General features: G+C 69.3%; 10 protein-coding genes and 1 pseudogene. 8 read left to right on the top strand and 3 right to left on the bottom strand.

All coding sequences use genetic code 11. The features are described from left to right. Both K228_RS0110290 and K228_RS0110285 read right to left on the bottom strand, forming a co-directional pair. Positions 1 to 2,484 (bottom strand): DNA gyrase/topoisomerase IV subunit A, encoded by a 2,484-nt coding sequence (locus K228_RS0110290; protein WP_025618372.1) that lies wholly within the window; start codon positions 2,482 to 2,484, stop codon positions 1 to 3. A gap of 71 nt (positions 2,485 to 2,555) precedes the next feature. Further along, complete coding sequence (locus K228_RS0110285) at positions 2,556 to 4,655, bottom strand: DNA gyrase/topoisomerase IV subunit B (RefSeq protein WP_025618371.1); 2,100 nt, start codon at positions 4,653 to 4,655, stop codon at positions 2,556 to 2,558. A 402-nt stretch (positions 4,656 to 5,057) separates the two neighbouring features. On the opposite strand from K228_RS0110285, the gene K228_RS0110280 reads away from it, so the two are divergent. The 5 genes from K228_RS0110280 to K228_RS0110260 all read left to right on the top strand — a co-directional run bounded on the left by K228_RS0110280 (position 5,058) and on the right by K228_RS0110260 (position 10,627). After that, positions 5,058 to 6,332, top strand: coding sequence for an SGNH/GDSL hydrolase family protein (locus K228_RS0110280; protein ID WP_025618370.1), 1,275 nt, complete (start codon positions 5,058 to 5,060; stop codon positions 6,330 to 6,332). A gap of 187 nt (positions 6,333 to 6,519) precedes the next feature. Beyond that, on the top strand, positions 6,520 to 7,374 hold the full coding sequence (locus tag K228_RS0110275) for an alpha/beta hydrolase family protein (RefSeq protein WP_025618369.1): 855 nt from the start codon (positions 6,520 to 6,522) through the stop codon (positions 7,372 to 7,374). Between the two features lie 214 nt (positions 7,375 to 7,588). Then, complete coding sequence (locus K228_RS0110270) at positions 7,589 to 9,460, top strand: hypothetical protein (protein ID WP_025618368.1); 1,872 nt, start codon at positions 7,589 to 7,591, stop codon at positions 9,458 to 9,460. 82 nt (positions 9,461 to 9,542) lie between these two features. Then, the gene (locus K228_RS0110265; RefSeq protein ID WP_188116187.1) at positions 9,543 to 9,923 is read left to right on the top strand and encodes an ArsR/SmtB family transcription factor; all 381 of its coding nucleotides are present in this window, start codon (positions 9,543 to 9,545) and stop codon (positions 9,921 to 9,923) included. Beyond that, positions 9,920 to 10,627: a cation efflux transmembrane domain-containing protein gene (locus K228_RS0110260; protein ID WP_025618366.1), complete on the top strand. Its 708-nt coding sequence runs from the start codon at positions 9,920 to 9,922 to the stop codon at positions 10,625 to 10,627. The genes K228_RS0110265 and K228_RS0110260 overlap by 4 nt, the downstream gene beginning before the upstream one ends. A 58-nt stretch (positions 10,628 to 10,685) precedes the next feature. Here K228_RS0110260 and K228_RS0110255 read toward each other — a convergent pair whose 3' ends face one another. Further along, positions 10,686 to 11,591 carry a LysR family transcriptional regulator gene (locus K228_RS0110255; protein WP_025618365.1) on the bottom strand — a complete coding sequence of 302 codons (906 nt, stop codon included), beginning with the start codon at positions 11,589 to 11,591 and terminating at the stop codon, positions 10,686 to 10,688. A gap of 72 nt (positions 11,592 to 11,663) precedes the next feature. On the opposite strand from K228_RS0110255, the gene K228_RS0110250 reads away from it, so the two are divergent. From K228_RS0110250 to K228_RS28250, 3 genes and pseudogenes are all read left to right on the top strand, one after another. Further along, the gene (locus K228_RS0110250; protein WP_025618364.1) at positions 11,664 to 12,959 is read left to right on the top strand and encodes an MFS transporter; all 1,296 of its coding nucleotides are present in this window, start codon (positions 11,664 to 11,666) and stop codon (positions 12,957 to 12,959) included. Positions 12,960 to 13,153: 194 nt separating this feature from the next. Next, entirely contained in the window at positions 13,154 to 13,453 is a 300-nt protein-coding gene (locus K228_RS0110245; protein WP_188116186.1) for a type II toxin-antitoxin system Phd/YefM family antitoxin, read from the top strand. Beyond that, a pseudogene (locus tag K228_RS28250) lies at positions 13,450 to 13,689 on the top strand (type II toxin-antitoxin system RelE family toxin). The gene K228_RS0110245 and the pseudogene K228_RS28250 overlap by 4 nt, the downstream one beginning before the upstream one ends. Positions 13,690 to 15,449: the final 1,760 nt, after the last annotated feature.

Raw genomic sequence — 15,449 nt, 5'->3', positions numbered from 1 at the left:
TCAGTCGCGGTCGATCTGATGGCCGATCACGGCGGGGCCGAGCAGCACAGCGAAGCCGCTGCCGTCGCGGCGCGGGTCCTCCGCGGGCAGTTCCACCGGCTCACCGTTCGCCGTCACACCGATCGGGCGCGGGCCGACCCAGGCGACGGCCACCTCGGTCTCCCCCTTGAGGAAGCGCTGGGAGCGTACGCCGCTGGTCGCCCGCCCCTTCGCCGGATAGGCCGCGAACGGTGTCACCTTCACCGTGGCGCCGGTCGAGGTGACGACCATCGGCTCACCGTGGGCGGGATCGTCGGTGCGGACCGCGCCGAAATAGACCACTCGCGCGGCACCGGGGAGGCTGACTCCGGCGACGCCACCGCCGCGCAGCCCCTGCGGACGGACCAACCCCGCCGGGTAGCGCAGCAGCGACGCCTCCGAGGTGACGAAGGCAAGACTCTCGGCTCCGTCGGTCAGCCAGGTCGCCCCGACCACCTCGTCCCCATCCCGGAGGCTGATCACTTCGAACTCGTCGGCGCGCACCGGCCAGTCCGGCGCGGAGACCTTCACCATGCCCTGCCGGGTGCCGAGAGCCAACCCCGGCGACCCCTCCGCGGAGGCACCGAGCGGCGCGATCCCCACCACCGTCTCCCCCGGCTCCAGCGGCACCAGCTCTGCCGCGGACATCCCGCCGCGCAGGGAGACTGTGCCGGACTGCTCGGGTAGCACCGGCAGCGGTAGAACGTCCACCTTGAACGCCCGGCCGCCGCTGGTGACCAGCAGAACTTTGCCGCGGGCCGTGGAGTGGGCGACGGCGCGTACCGCGTCGTGCCGGACCCGGCCATGTCGGCGATGTCCCTCGACCGCCTCCTCCGACTCGGCGGCGGTCCGGGCGACCAGTCCGGTTGAGGAGAGGATCACCTGGCAGGGGTCGTCGGCGACCTCCAGTGGGCCGGCCGGCACGGACGCGGCGAGCACCTCCTTCAGATCCCCGTCGACCAGGGTGGTGCGGCGCGCTGCGGCGAACTGTTTCACCACCGCGCCCAGTTCGCTGGAGACAACCTTCCGCAGCACCTTCGGGTCGTCCAGGAGCCGGGACAGCTCGGCAATCTCGCCGCGCAGCTTCTCCTGCTCGGCCTCCAACTCCAACCGGTCGTACTTGGTGAGCCGGCGCAGCGGTGTGTCGAGGATGTAGGTCGCCTGGATCTCGGAGAGCCCGAAGCGCTCCATGAGCCCCTCCTTCGCGGCCTGCGCGTCCTCGCTGCCCCGGATCAGCCGGACCACCTGGTCGATGTCGAGCAACGCGACCAGCAGCCCGTCCACCAGGTGCAGCCGCTCCTCCCGCCGACGCTTCCGGTATGCGCTGCGTCGGGTCACCACCTCATACCGGTGGGACAGGAAGACCTCCAGTAGGGCCTTCAGCCCCAGGGTCTGCGGCTGCCCGTCCACCAATACCAGGTTGTTTACGCCGAACGACTGCTCCAGCGGGGTCAGCCGGTAGAGGTCAGCGAGGAGTACCTGCGGATTCACTCCGACCTTGCACTCGATGACCAGCCGGGTGCCGTTCTCCCGGTCGGTGAGGTCCTTGACATCGGCGATCCCGGTGAGCCGCTTGGTCTTCGTGACCTCGTTGGTGACGGCGGCGATGACCTTCTCGGCACCGATGCCGTAGGGCAGCTCGACGACGGTGATCGCCTGCCGGCCGCGGCTGCCCTCGATCGGGCCGATCTCCACCTTGGCGCGCATCCGCACCACGCCACGGCCGGTCTCGTATGCCCGCCTTACCTCGTCCAGGCCGAGCAGCAGCCCGCCGGTCGGCAGGTCCGGCCCCGGAACGAACTCCATCAGCTTGTCCAGCGTGGCGTCCGGGTGGTTGATCAGCCAGCGGGCGGCGGAGACCACCTCGCCCAGGTTGTGCGGGATCATGTTGGTCGCCATCCCGACCGCGATCCCCGAAGCACCGTTGACCAGCAGGTTCGGGAAGGCGGCCGGCAGCACGGTGGGCTGGGTCAACGAACCGTCGTAGTTCGGCCCCAGGTCAACTGTCTCCTCGCCCAACTCACCGACGAGCAGCATCGCCTCCCGCGACATCCGGGCTTCGGTGTAGCGGGCCGCGGCCGGCCCGTCGTCGGGGCTGCCGAAGTTGCCGTGCCCGTCGATCAGGGGTGCGTTCAGGGAGAAGTCCTGCGCCAGCCGGACCAGCGCGTCGTAGATCGCCACGTCGCTGTGAGGGTGGTACTTGCCCATCACGTCGCCGACCACCCGAGCGGACTTGACGTGCCCCCGGTCCGGGCGGTGGCCGGACTCATACATCGACCAGAGGATGCGCCGGTGCACCGGCTTGAGCCCGTCTCGGGCATCGGGCAGGGCACGGGAGTGGATAACCGAGAACGCGTACTCCAGGTAGGAGTCGGAGACCTCGGTGACCAGCGGATTGTCGAAAACCCGGGCGCCCGCTTGGTCGAACGCGGACAGATCGACCTTCGGGCCCTTGCGGCGTGCCATGACTCAGCTTTCCCCTCGGACTGTTTCCGTGCTCGTGCCGGTGCCCGCGCGATCCGCGGCCGGTCCGGGTCTCATGCGTCGATCGCCTCGCGGTCGACGCGGTCGGCGGAGGCGATCAGCCAGTTCCGGCGAGGCTCCACCTTCTCCCCCATCAGCAGTTCGAGGACCCGCTCGGCTTCGTCGGCGTCCTCCAGAGTGATCCGGCGGACCGCCCGGCCGGCCGGGTTCATCGTGGTTTCCCACAACTCTTCGGCGTCCATCTCGCCCAGACCCTTGAACCGTGGGATCGGAGTGACGATCTGCTTGCCCGCCTGCTCCAGTCGCCGGACGGTCGCCTCCATCTCCTCCTGGGTGTAGGTGTAGATGGTCTGCGGCTTGCGCCCCTTTGTGGTGATCTTGTGCAGGGGTGGCATCGCCGCGTACAGCCGGCCGGCCTCGATCAACGGTCGCATGTACCGGGCGAAGAGCGTGATCAGCAGCGTCCTGATGTGCGCGCCGTCCACATCGGCGTCGGCCATGATCAGAACCCGGCCGTACCGCACGGCGGAGAGGTCGAAGGTACGCCCCGACCCAGCCCCCAGCACCTGCACGATCGCGGCGCACTCGGCGTTGTCCAACACCTGCTGAAGGTTCGCCTTCTGCACGTTGAGGATCTTGCCGCGGATCGGTAGCAACGCCTGGTACTCCGACGAACGGGCCAACCGCGCCGTGCCGAGGGCGCTGTCCCCCTCGACGATGAACATCTCGCTGCGCTTCACCCCGGTGGACCGGCAGTCGACCAGCTTCGCCGGCATCGACGCGCCCTCCAGGGCGGTCTTGCGCCGCGCCGCCTCCTTCTGCTGCTTCTGGGTGAGCCGGACCCGGGCGGCATCGGCGATCTTCTGGAGGACCGTCCGCGCCTCGGTCTTGGTCTTGCGCTCCTCCAGCCAGGCCTTGAGGTGCTGCTCGACCAGGCGCTGGAGAACCTTGGTGATACCGGCGGTGGAGAGCTCATCCTTGGTCTGGGAGGTGAACTGCGGCTCCGGGATGCGCACGTGCACGACCGCGGTCAGGCCCTCGAGGATGTCGTCCAGCGTTGGCGGGTCCTCCTTGGCCTTGAGCAGGCCACGGGTGTTTCGGATGGCCTCGGCGAGGGTCCGCGTCAGGGCCCGCTCGAAGCCCTTGCGGTGGGTGCCGCCGTGCGCATTGCGGATGGTGTTGGTGAAGCACTCCACGGTCCGCTCGTAACCGGTGCCCCACCGGAAGGCCACCTCCACCTCGGCGCGACGCGGCACGTTGGCCTGCATCACGCCGTTGGCGTCGGCGGCGTTCTCCCGGTATGCCCCTTCGCCGCAGACCAGCAGGGTGCCGGAGACCGGCCGGTCACCGGCCGGGGCGAGGAAGTCCACCATGTCGGTCAGGCCGTTGGGGTAGTGGAACCGCTCCTCGACCGGCTCCGCTCCGGTGTGATCCCGCAGCAGGTAACTGACCCCGGGGACCAGGAAGGCGGTATTGCGCAGCTTCATCCGCACGGCGTCGGCGTCCAGCGCGGCACCGACCTCGAAGTAACGCGGGTCGTACCAGTAGCGGATCGAGGTGCCGGTGCGCTGCTGACGCTTCGCCGCACCGATCACCTGCAGGCCGGGGCCGGCCGTGAAGGGCGCCTGCGGCCCGTCGCCGTCGAAGACGCCCGGCACACCGTGCCGGAACGACATCGTGTGGATCTTGCCGCCACGACGGACCGTCACGTCGAACCGGCGCGAGAGGGCGTTGACCGCCGAGGCGCCGACGCCGTGCAGGCCGCCGGAGGTCTTGTAGCCGGAGCCGCCGAACTTGCCACCGGCGTGCAGCCGGGTGAGCACCAGCTCGACCCCCGAAATTCCGGACTTCGCGTGCACGTCGGTGGGGATACCACGGCCGTCGTCGTCCACCTGCACTGATCCGTCGGCGTGCAGCGTCACCTCGATGGAGGTCGCGTGACCGGCGACCCCCTCATCGGTGGAGTTGTCGAGGATCTCGTTGACGAGGTGACCCACGCCACGGCTGTCCGTCGAGCCGATGTACATCCCCGGACGCTTACGGACAGCGTCCAGTCCCTCGAGATGCGTGAGGTCGTCGGCCTCATACAGGGTCTCAGGCTCTGCGGTCAACTGGTCGAACTCCCAGGTCTCGGCGGGTATGGTGCCACGCACGACAGGTATTGGCCGGCGCGGCACGCCGCAGCGAGCCTAGCCGTAGGCCCCGACGGGCCCTGCCGGGCCCGTTCGCCCGACCACAACCGGAGTAACGGGTCGGGCCGCCGGGCGATTCCGGCCGTGACCCAGGCGACAGTCGCCCCGGGCACCGCCAGGCCGGAGCCGACACCCGAGAGCGCCGGACCGGCCGACATCCTGCCCGGCATCTTAGGCACGGCCGGCGGCCTCCGGTCGGTAGCGGCCCCAACCCAGCCGGACACCCCCACACCACCGCGCCGAACTGGGGAAATCTTTCACCATCAAAACCTTGCGACCGCAAATCATTGACGCCCGCGCAGAAAAGGTGATCTGATCCCAAACCCAGAGGATCTTTCACATCTCGATAGGGGTGATCACTACATGTCCAGATTGGGTCGTACCGTCCTGGCGGCGGGAATCGCCGTCGCCACGGCCACAGTCTCTGCGACAGCCGCATCGCCGGCGCTGGCCGAGGCACCGCCCACCGCTCCGGCCGAGGCACCACCCACCGCCGCGGTAGCGCTCGGAGACAGCTTCATCAGCGGAGAGGGCGCCGGGGCGTACTCTCCCGTGGTCGACATCGACGGGGAGACCAGCACCTTCCCGGGATGGTCCGCGCCGAACAGCGCCGCCTACTTCTGCCACCGCTCGGCGAACGCCTCACTCCACCGCGCCAACCTGCCCGGGATCGAGGACCGCTTCAACCTCGCCTGCTCCGGCGGACAGCCGGCTGACTTCGCCAACGCCTCCGCCGACCGGGCGAACGGGCGCCAGGTCGCCGCCCAGCTCGACCAGCTCCGCGAGGTGGCCGAAACCCACGACATCGACCTGGTCCTCGTCGGGGTAGGCTCGAACAACAGCTCGTTCACCTTCGGCAAGGTGGCCGAGAAGTGCGCGAACCGGTTCATCGCCGACGCCTGGATCGGCTGGTGGGAGTTCTGGGCGGAGCCCTGGGCGGTGGAACAGGATCCCTGCTCCGACGCCGACCTGGCAACCGCCGCGGAGCTCGCCGCGGCGACCGCGGAGACCAGTGCCGCGGTGCAGCAGGTCCTCAGCACGCTCGCCGAGGTGGACGCCGACGGCGAACACCGGGTTGTCCTCCAGGACTACACGAACCCGTTGCCGGAGGAGCTGGCCCATGCCTACTGGACCGAGGACAACCGCGACGACACGCGGGACAAGTTCCGCGACCTCGGCCGCGAGCGGTACGCGGCCGGGTGTCCGATTCACCGCGCCAGCCTCGCCCCCGGCCACCGCTTCTCGCAGGGTCTGGGCACCATGGTGAGCCAGGTCTACACCGACGTCACCACCGGGTTCCCCAACGCCGACGTGGTCCTGCTCAACGTGCAGCAGGCCTTCGACGGGGCCCGGCTCTGTGAGACCACGGGCGGTCCGCAGCAGGCCCTCGCCACCGCCGTCCGCCTGATGGATGGACCCAGCGGCACCTACGTCACCAGCCTCGAAGGGGCGAACAAGCTCGACATCAGCCGGATCGCCAACACCTGCGTGGACTACTTCCAGACTTGTCAGGAGTCGTGGCACCCGAACGCCGCCGGCCACCTGGCGCTCGGGCAGTGCCTGACCGGCGCCGCGTCCACCAACTCCCGTGAGGTCTCCTGTGTCCGCTCCCCGAACGGCACGATCACGGTGAGCTGACCCCTACCCCAGCCCGACGCCTCGCGGATCCGTGCACCGGACGGAGCCGCGAGGTGTCTGTGCTTCCCGGTCCGCCGACGCCAACCCGACCCCTTTCGCGGTCGCCCTGGAGACGGCGGTCCGGATCGACGTGACGGCAGTCACCGATTGGTTACCTGTCGATAGATCCGAGTCGTAGATTGAGCTGGTGAATGCGGATTTCCAGCAAGAGTTCGTCGAGGTCGACGGAGCCCGCCTCGGTCTGCAGATCTATCCGGAGCCGGCGGAGACCGCCGACGCCCCACTGGTGCTGATCTCCCCTGCCATGGGCGTCTCCGCACGGTACTACCGCCCGTTCGCCACCGCGCTCCGCGCCGCCGGGCTCGCCGTCGCGGTCGCCGACCTCCGCGGCACCGGAGTGAGTACACCGCGCCCGAGTCGCCGCTGCCGCTACGGGTACGCGGAGCTGGCCACCGACGTCGGCGCGGTGCTGACGGCCTTGAAGGAACACCGAAACGGCCGACGCACCCTCCTACTCGGACACTCCCTGGGCGGCCAGACGGCCCTGCTACACCTGGCGCTGAACCCCGGGCACGATGTGGACGGTCTGGCCCTGGTCGCCGTCGGACTCCCCTGGTGGCGCACCTATCCGCCCGGACCGCGGGGTTACGGCGTCCTCCCGTTCACCCAGACGATCGCCGCCACCACCCGGCTGCTCGGGGTCTGGCCGGGCTGGGGCTTCGGCGGCCGGCTGGCACGCGGGGTGGTCCGGGACTGGGCCTACACCGCACGCACTGGCCGCTTCCCCCGACTGGACGGGGTGGACGCCGAGACGGCGCTACGCGACCTCCACACACCGGTGCTGGCGGTCAGCGTGGACAACGATCAGTACACCCCGCACGAGACCCTCGACCACCTCTGCGCCAAGCTCACCAACGCTCCCATCACCCGCGAGCGCCACCGGGCCGAGCCGGGCGGCGGCCGACTAGACCACTTCAGCTGGACGCGCACCGCAGCGAGCCCGCTGGCCACCCGGATCGCCCAGTTCGCGACCCAGGGGTAGCCCGGGAAGAGGTCTGTCCCCGCTAGCAAGAATGGCCGGTTCACCCGGCTCGGGTGAGGCCTTCACCCGAGCCGGGTGAACCGGTGGCCATCGACCCCCTTCCCTCCGGCCTGCTCACCCGGTAGAAACGGGGTCAACCCCCACCCCGTCCAGGCCGTCCCCCCGCAACACCGAGAGAGCGCTCTCTCCCAGCGCGTGACGAGAGGACGAACGCATGACCCTTCCCCACCCACGACGACGCGTACGCCGAGCCCTGGGGCTCAGCCTCGCGCTGGTGGTCGCCGTCACCGCCACCGCCCCCGGCGCCGCCAGCGCCGGCGGACCCCGGTCCGGCGCTCCCGACTTCGGCCCCAACGTGACGATCTTCAGCCCGGAGACGCCCATCGACGAGATTCAGGCCACCATGGATGCGCGACACGCCGCTCAGGTGGACGCCGAGATGGGCACGGACCGGCACGCCTACCTCTTCCTGCCCGGCGAATACGGCAGCGCCGACCAGCCGTTGCAGGTGCAGCTCGGCTACTACACCCAGGTCTCCGGCCTCGGCGCCACCCCCACCGACGTCCAGGTCAACGGAAAGATCGAGGTCTACAACCGCTGCCTCGACGACGAGGGAAGCAGCAACTGTCTGGCACTGGTCAACTTCTGGCGCACCCTGTCCAACCTGGCACTACGGGTTGACCCCGCCGGGCAGGACGACTGCCGCTCCTCGGCGAACTTCTGGGCGGTGTCGCAGGCCGTGTCGATGCGCCGCCTGGATGTCAGCGGCGGCACCCTGTCCCTGATGGACTACTGCACCGCCGGCCCGCAGTACGCCAGCGGCGGCTTCATCGCCGACTCCCGGCTCCCCGAGGTCGTCAACGGCTCGCAACAGCAGTGGCTGACCCGCAACAGCGAGATCGACAGCTGGTCCAACGGCGTCTGGAACCAGGTCTTCACCGGCGTTGACGGCGCGCCAGCCGACGACGGCTTCCCCGACCCGCCGTACACGACGCTCGACACCACCCCGCTGAGCCGAGAGAAGCCATACCTATTCGTCGATGATCGGGGCCGCTACCAGGTACGGGTACCGGCTGCTCGCCGCGACACCCGGGGCATCTCCTGGGGGGCGGGCCTCACCCCCGGGCGGACCATCCCGATCCGCGACTTCTACCTCGCGCGCCCCGGAGACTCGGTGCGGACGATCAACCGGGAGTTGGCGCGGGGCAAGCACCTCCTGCTCACCCCCGGCCGGTACGACATCGCCCGCAGCATCGAGATCCGCCGGCCGGACACGGTCGTCCTCGGGCTGGGGCACGCCACGCTGACCGCCGTGGACGGTGCCGCGCCGCTCAACGTCGCCGGCGTTCCCGGTGTCGTGGTGGCCGGGGTGACCATCGATGCGGGGCTCGACGAGTCGCCGGTTCTACTCCGGGTTGGTAAACGGCACGGACGCAACCACAGCACCCCGCAGAACCCGATCACGCTCTCGGACGTGTACTTCCGGGTCGGTGGTCCCCACATCGGCCGGACCCACACCGCACTGGAGGTCAACGCCGACGACGTGTTGATCGACCACACCTGGGTGTGGCGGGGTGACCACGGCGTGGAGGACTTCACCGAGGGGGTCAAGGGCGACACCGACCGCTGGCGCACCAATACCGGGCGGTACGGCGCGATCATCAACGGCGACCGGGTCACCGCGACCGGCCTCTTCGTCGAGCACTTCCAGCGCCACAACACGGTGTGGAACGGCGAGCACGGCACCACGATCCTCTACCAGAACGAGCTGCCCTACGACCCGCCCACGCAGGCCGACTGGATGAAGGGCGACGTACAGGGCTGGGCCGGATACAAGGTCGACGACCGGGTACGGCACCACACGCTGTACGGCGGCGGGGTGTACGTGTACAACCGAAACAACCCGTCGATCCACACGGAGAACGGATTCGAGGTGCCGGATCGCCCCGGAGTGCAGCTACATCGCGTGATGACGGTAAACCTGAACGCCGGCACGATCGACCACGTGGTCAATGGGATCGGCGCGGCGGCCGACACCACCCGCATCGGCGAGCCGGTCTATCTCACCGAATACCCGGTCGACTGACCCCCGCGCCGCTGACCGCCGGTCACGGGTCGCGGTGCGCCGACCAGGGCACCGCGACCCGGACCGACCGTCCGACAGAGTGATGCACCAGCGGTGCTATCATCGCTTGGTGGCGATTGATTGCTCCCCCGACCTCGCGCCGGCCGTCGCGCTGTTCCGCTCCCTCGGCGACCCAGCCCGGCTGGCCATCCTGCTCCGACTCACCCGGGGTGAGGCCCGGGTGGTGGACCTGACCCGTGAGCTGCGACTGGCGCAGTCAACCGTCTCGAAACACCTCTCCTGCCTGCGGGACTGTCAACTGGTCGACTTCCGGGTCGAGGGTCGCCAGTCGTTCTACGCGCTGGCCCGGCCGGAGCTGCCCGCGCTACTGCGCTCGGCCGAACAGCTCCTCGCCGCCACCGGCGAGGCAGTTGCCCTCTGCCCGACATACGGCTCGTCCACGGTTCGAGGAGACGACGCGTGACCACCTCCACCCTGACCCCCCAGCGGCGCGCGCTGCTGTCCCGCCGCAGCCTCTGGCTGGCGTACGCCACCGCCGGCTACAACCTCTTGGAGGGCTTGGTCGCGATCGCCGCCGGCGCGGCGGCCTCGTCCACCGCACTGATCGGCTTCGGCCTCGACTCGTTCGTCGAGGTGTCCAGCGCGGCCGTGGTGATCTGGCAGTTCCGCTCCCGGGTGCCGGAGGAGCGGGAACGGCTGGCGCTGCGACTGATCGGCGTGTCGTTCTTCGCCCTGGCCGCCTGGATCACCGTCGACGCGGGGCGCTCGCTACTCAGCGACGGAGACGCCAGCCCCAGCCCGGTCGGCATCGGCATCGCCGTCGCCTCGCTGATCGTCATGCCCCTCCTGGTCCGCGCCAAGCGACGCACCGGCCGGGAGCTCGGCTCGGCCACCGTCATGGCCGACTCCACCCAGACCGCGCTCTGCACGTATCTCTCCGCGGTGCTCCTCGTGGGTCTGCTCCTCAACGCCGGGCTCGGCTGGTCCTGGGCAGACCCCATCGCCGCGCTCATCATCGCGGCCGTCGCGGTGCGGGAGGGGATCGCGGCGTGGCGGGGCGATCAGTGCGACGACTGCGCGCCGCCCACCCGCGCCACCGCCACCGCCGACCCGGCACCGAGCTGCACCGACGGGTGCCAGTCCGACGCGGCCGCACCCCAGCCGTAGCCGCTCTCCAGCGGTGCCGTGCTCGGCAGGCCAGGGACGAGCGGCTGCCGAGCCACAGCTACCGGCGAGCCACGCCCAGCTCGGGCCTGCCCCGTGCGTCCTGCGGGGCGCCCAGGATCCGCGCGGTCAGGGCAGGCAGCACCTGTGCCAGGTGAGATGGTCGCGGGGGCCGGGTCACCAGCGAGAGCATGACCCTCCCCGGCACCGGGGAGGGCAGCAGGCGATCGGTACGGTCATCCCACCAGCGGGCGGCTAGGTCAGGAACCACGGCCGGGACCTTGCGGTGCCGGGCGATACGCAGGGTGGCCTCGATCGTGGGGCCCGGCTGCGGGAGCGCGCCGAGCCCGGTCAACCCTGCGAGCAGGTGCTCGCCGGCCAGGTCCATCGAGGAGTACAGCACCTCCCTTCCCGCCAACGCCCTCTTCCCCGGGGCCAGGGGTGCGGTGTCCGCGGGCAGGACGAGGACCAGCGGGGAGGCCCCGAGCCCGGTGACCTGGAGGCCGTGGGGCAGGACGGCCTGGTCTGCGATCGTGACGATCGCCGCGTCCAGCAGGCCCTGGTGGACCCGGCCGATCAGGGTGGGGCCGTGCTCGACCTCGGCCTGGAGCGTCACGCCGGCGAGTTCGATCCGGGCGGCGGTGAACACGATCGGGGCCAGCGCCTGGATCGTGCCCAAGCTCAACGACGGGGCCTGCATCGCAGCGGCGAGTTGGGCGGGGAGGGCGTCGAGGTCAGCCAGCAGGCGTACGGCTCGCCGGGCCAGCTCCCGCCCGGCCGGGGTCGGGCGGGCCCCGGTCGTATCCCGCTCAAACAACCTGATCCCCAGGCGGCGTTCCAGCGCGGCTAGTCGACGCGAGGCCGAGGGCTGGGTGGTCAGCAGTTCCTTGGCCGCGGCTCCGACCGAGCCGTGCCGGGACACGGCCTCGACCAGCACCAGGTCCTCGGCTTTCAGGCTGGGTCTCATGCCCCCAGTGTATGAGCCAGCTAGGCGAAGAGATCTCTACCCGGTCGGAGGAGCGCGGTTGAGGATCGGTGCGTGCGGAGAGGACTGCTGCTACTAACCGTGATCACGTTCGTGACCTGGATCGGGACGAGGATGACCGCCGTCGCCCTGCCCCTGGTCGCACTGGAGGAGACCGGGCAGGCCTGGACCACCGGGCTGGTCGGCGGGATGGCCGGGCTGCCCCTGCTGACGGTGGGCTGGTGGGGCAAGGGGCTGCGGGACCGCCTAACCGATGGGAGAGCCCTGGCGGTGGTGGCAGGCGTGAACGCCGCCGGGCTCGCCATCGTCCCCGTGGCCTCCCTGGTGGGTCAGGTCGGCGCGGTCGCGCTGTGCGCCTCGGGCCTGGTGACCGGAGTCGCGGGCGCGCTGCTGGGCCCGGCCGAGCGATCCCTGGTCTCCGACCTCGCCGACGAACACGTCGAACGTGGCGGCCGGACCGGACCAGCGAAGTGGCTGGCCTGGCAGGACCTCGCCCACCGGGTCTCGATGATCTTCGCCCCACCCGCCGGGGCCTGGGCCGTGACCATGTTGGGTGCGGGCGCGCTGCTGTGGTGCGAGACCGCCGTGGTCACTCTGGCCGCGATCGCCTTCCTGGCCGTCCCCGCCCGCGAAACGACACCGCACGAAGGCCAGGGCGGCGTTCCGGGAGCGGCCACGCCGGGACGGCCAGTCTCCGCTCTGGCGGTGCTACGTTCCCGCCCGCAGATCGCGGCCGGTGCACTCATGGCTGGGGTTGGCGGGGTGTGCTGGTTCGGATTCAGCCTGGGCCTGGCCGTACTCGGGGTCGAGCACGACCTGCCCGGCGCACTCATCGCCGCGGGCATGAGCGGGTACGGTGCCGCATCCGTGGCCGCCTCCCTGCTGGTGCCGATGGTCATCGACCGTCTACCGCGGATGACGGCGATGCTGCTCTCCTGGGTCGTGCTCGGTGCCGTGTTCGTCGCCTTGCCACTGGTAGCACCGAGCCTGGCCGGTGTCGCCGCCGTGGCCGCAGTGGGCGGAGCCGCGATGCCGTGGGGGATCGCCGCCTTGAACGCTCTGATCAGCGAGCAGACCCACGGCCCCGAACGCCGGGCGGCCTTCACCGCAGAGACAGTCCTGCACTCCGGCGGCACCTCCCTGGGGCTGCTGGCTGGCGGAGCCCTGATCGGCTGGGCAGGATCCGAGGCCGTACTCCTGACCACCGGGCTCCTCCAGATCGCCGCCGCACTCGGCGCGGCCGGGTGGGCCTGGAGACCCGTCACGGTGACCCACTTGGCCCCTGGCCAGGCCAAGGCCGCTACTTCGACCGGGGGCTCCAAAGCCCGGACCGGGCATCTCCACCGCTGAGCACACCTGAACTGGCTGCGCGGCGCCAGGACCTGGGTCACCGCGCGCGCGGCCCGACGTCGGCCGGGCCCTCTTGATTAGGTGAAGCACTTTTTAGCCCAGTGGCTCCGTCGGCGGCGGGTTCACTTGGCCGGGGCCTCGGGGCTGCACCGCTTCTTCTCTGCCGAATGGCACCGCATGGTGCGGTGTGGTACATGACGAGGATTACGTTGCGGGAGTTCCGTGATGGCGCGGGTCGGGTGCTGGACGGGGTTGAGCGCACCGATGAGCCGGTGATCATCACGAAGTACGAGCGGCCGGTGGCCGTCCTGGTCGGTATCGACGAGTGGGAGGAGATCGAGGCGTTCCGGGATCGTCGGGACGCTGTGGTGATCGCTCGTTCCCGTGTCAAGGGTGAGTTCGTGCCGCTGTCGGCGGCTCTTGAGTCGCTCGGGGTGGATCCTCGTGAGGTGGAGGCGCTGCTGGCCGTCCGGGCCGGCGGTGCGGCGGCGTGAAGGTTCAGATCGACCGGGATGTGCTGGTGTGGCTGCACAAGCAGCCCCGCCCTTCCTGACCGTCCTGAGCGCGATCCCTCGGCTTGGTCCCCGACCCTGCGCCACAGAACTCGACCGAGATGCGAGACGGATCCGGGCGTCGATTGCGCGTCGGTGACTACCGCGTCCTCTACCGCCTCGACGGCGACGAGCTGACCATCCACGCCGTCGGGCACCGCAAAGACGTCTACTCATGAGCCGTCCGGGCCCCGCATCCGTATCCGGCTGCAATGGGCTCACGGCCAAGGACCACCACTCACCCGAGCGGGGTGTGACGCCGGGGCGATGCGATTGAGCCGGAAGGTGGTCCCGTTGCTTGGCGCTCACGGGTGGTGGTCCGGGTCAACGGCTCGTACCTGTAGCCGAGTGTGCGTCGGTGTTGCTGTCATGACTGCTGTCACCATCGACGATGTCGACATTCGGCGGCTTGAACCGTGGGCGAACGTGCAGGTGAGGCCCGTCACTACCTAGCGTGACGTCGCCGCCGGTTCCACACGTACTATGTGATAGCCGGCAACACGCCGGTGCTCGTACACAACTGTGGTGAGGACGCGCTACAGAACTATGCGGATTCCCTTCGGCCCGGCGCCACCAAGAAGGGCCCCCACGTAGCGGCGGAGTACACCTCGCCGTCTGGTAGCACCTATTACGGGCACAACGGCCATGGATTGTCGCCGCAGCCTGGGGGTGCTTTGGAAAGAGCGCTTGTGGATTCGGGCCACCATGGTGGATGCGCAGAGGTCATGTGTCTGATTCAGGCGGAGGCTGCTGAAGGTGCTGCCGGAATTTTAGGTGGATCGATGAGGGCTGTACGAGTGCGCGGTCTCAATTCGCAAGGCAACGCACATGGCACTCCGATCGGCCCCTGCCCGAATGCGTGTCAACCTTTGCTGAATATTTAAGAATTAGGGCAAAGTAAGGTCATGCTAGTTTGGGATGGGTCGGCGGGCCGGCGCTGTTCGTGTCGCCAGCCGACCTCGTCCTGGCGCGGTCTAACTGGACTGGGACCTAGCTTTCGATGCTCGAAGGGTGGGAGCTTATGGCTGTAGTCGGTCTGCCCTCGTGGCTACCAGATTGGGCGGGGGCCGAGGCGGAATCGCGGAAATCTGATGCTTCGGCGATTCGCTTGCGCGCGCAAGAACTTGTAGACTTGGTCTTGACCGAGGACACAGGCTATCTCGACGCGCTGCCAGAGAGTATCGAGTCGGCCATCGTCACGCCCCTGGGTGTTCTGTCTGATGCGCTTGACGAAGGGACCGATGTCGAGGTAGTTGTGGCGTCGCGATTGGTGCGGCGGGCCGTTGACGCTTTCCTGGCAGACGCTCCCGAGGATCTGCGTCGTTTAGTTAGCCATCTGCCGTTCCCCGTAGATCAATCATCGCGTTAGTTGAAATCGGTCTCGGTATATCGCCGAGCGTTTGGGTCTGCCGTGACGATGCCGCTCCACTGTGCGGCGCTGGTTGTAGCTGTGCGCCCCGGTTGCTGTCACGGCTGATGTCAGAAAATGACGCGTAGTTAAATATAGCAATCTAACCTCAGCTCGGACGCAGAGAGTGTGGCTGCTCGGTGGGTGCCGCGTAGCGGCGTGGCGTTGATCCCCGGAACCTGTCGCGTGCGTCCGGCGTAGCCGGGCGCTCTTGATTAGGCACGGCCCCGGCGTTGTTCCGGCTTGAGGTGTTCTGTCCGTGTTGATGACCGGTCGGGCGGGAGTTGTGGGACGAGCGCGACTCTGATGATCTTTCGGGTGTCTACGCCTTAAGATCGTTTCGGGAGTCGCGCTCGTGTTGTCATCTTCTCTGATCGACCCTGTTGTTGACCACCTCGCTGATCTGGCGTTGTGGGAGGCTGAACTCGCTGCGGCCCCGGACGGTGTCGATCCGTTGTCGGCGGTGTCGTCGCTGATGCGGCGGTTGCGGCAGGTGCCGGACCCGCGTCGGCTACGGGGGTTGCGGCATCC

It is taken from the genome of Salinispora cortesiana (genome assembly GCF_000484695.1).
GTDB classification, from domain to species: domain Bacteria; phylum Actinomycetota; class Actinomycetes; order Mycobacteriales; family Micromonosporaceae; genus Micromonospora; species Micromonospora cortesiana.
This window is presented reverse-complemented; position numbering and strand designations above follow the sequence as displayed.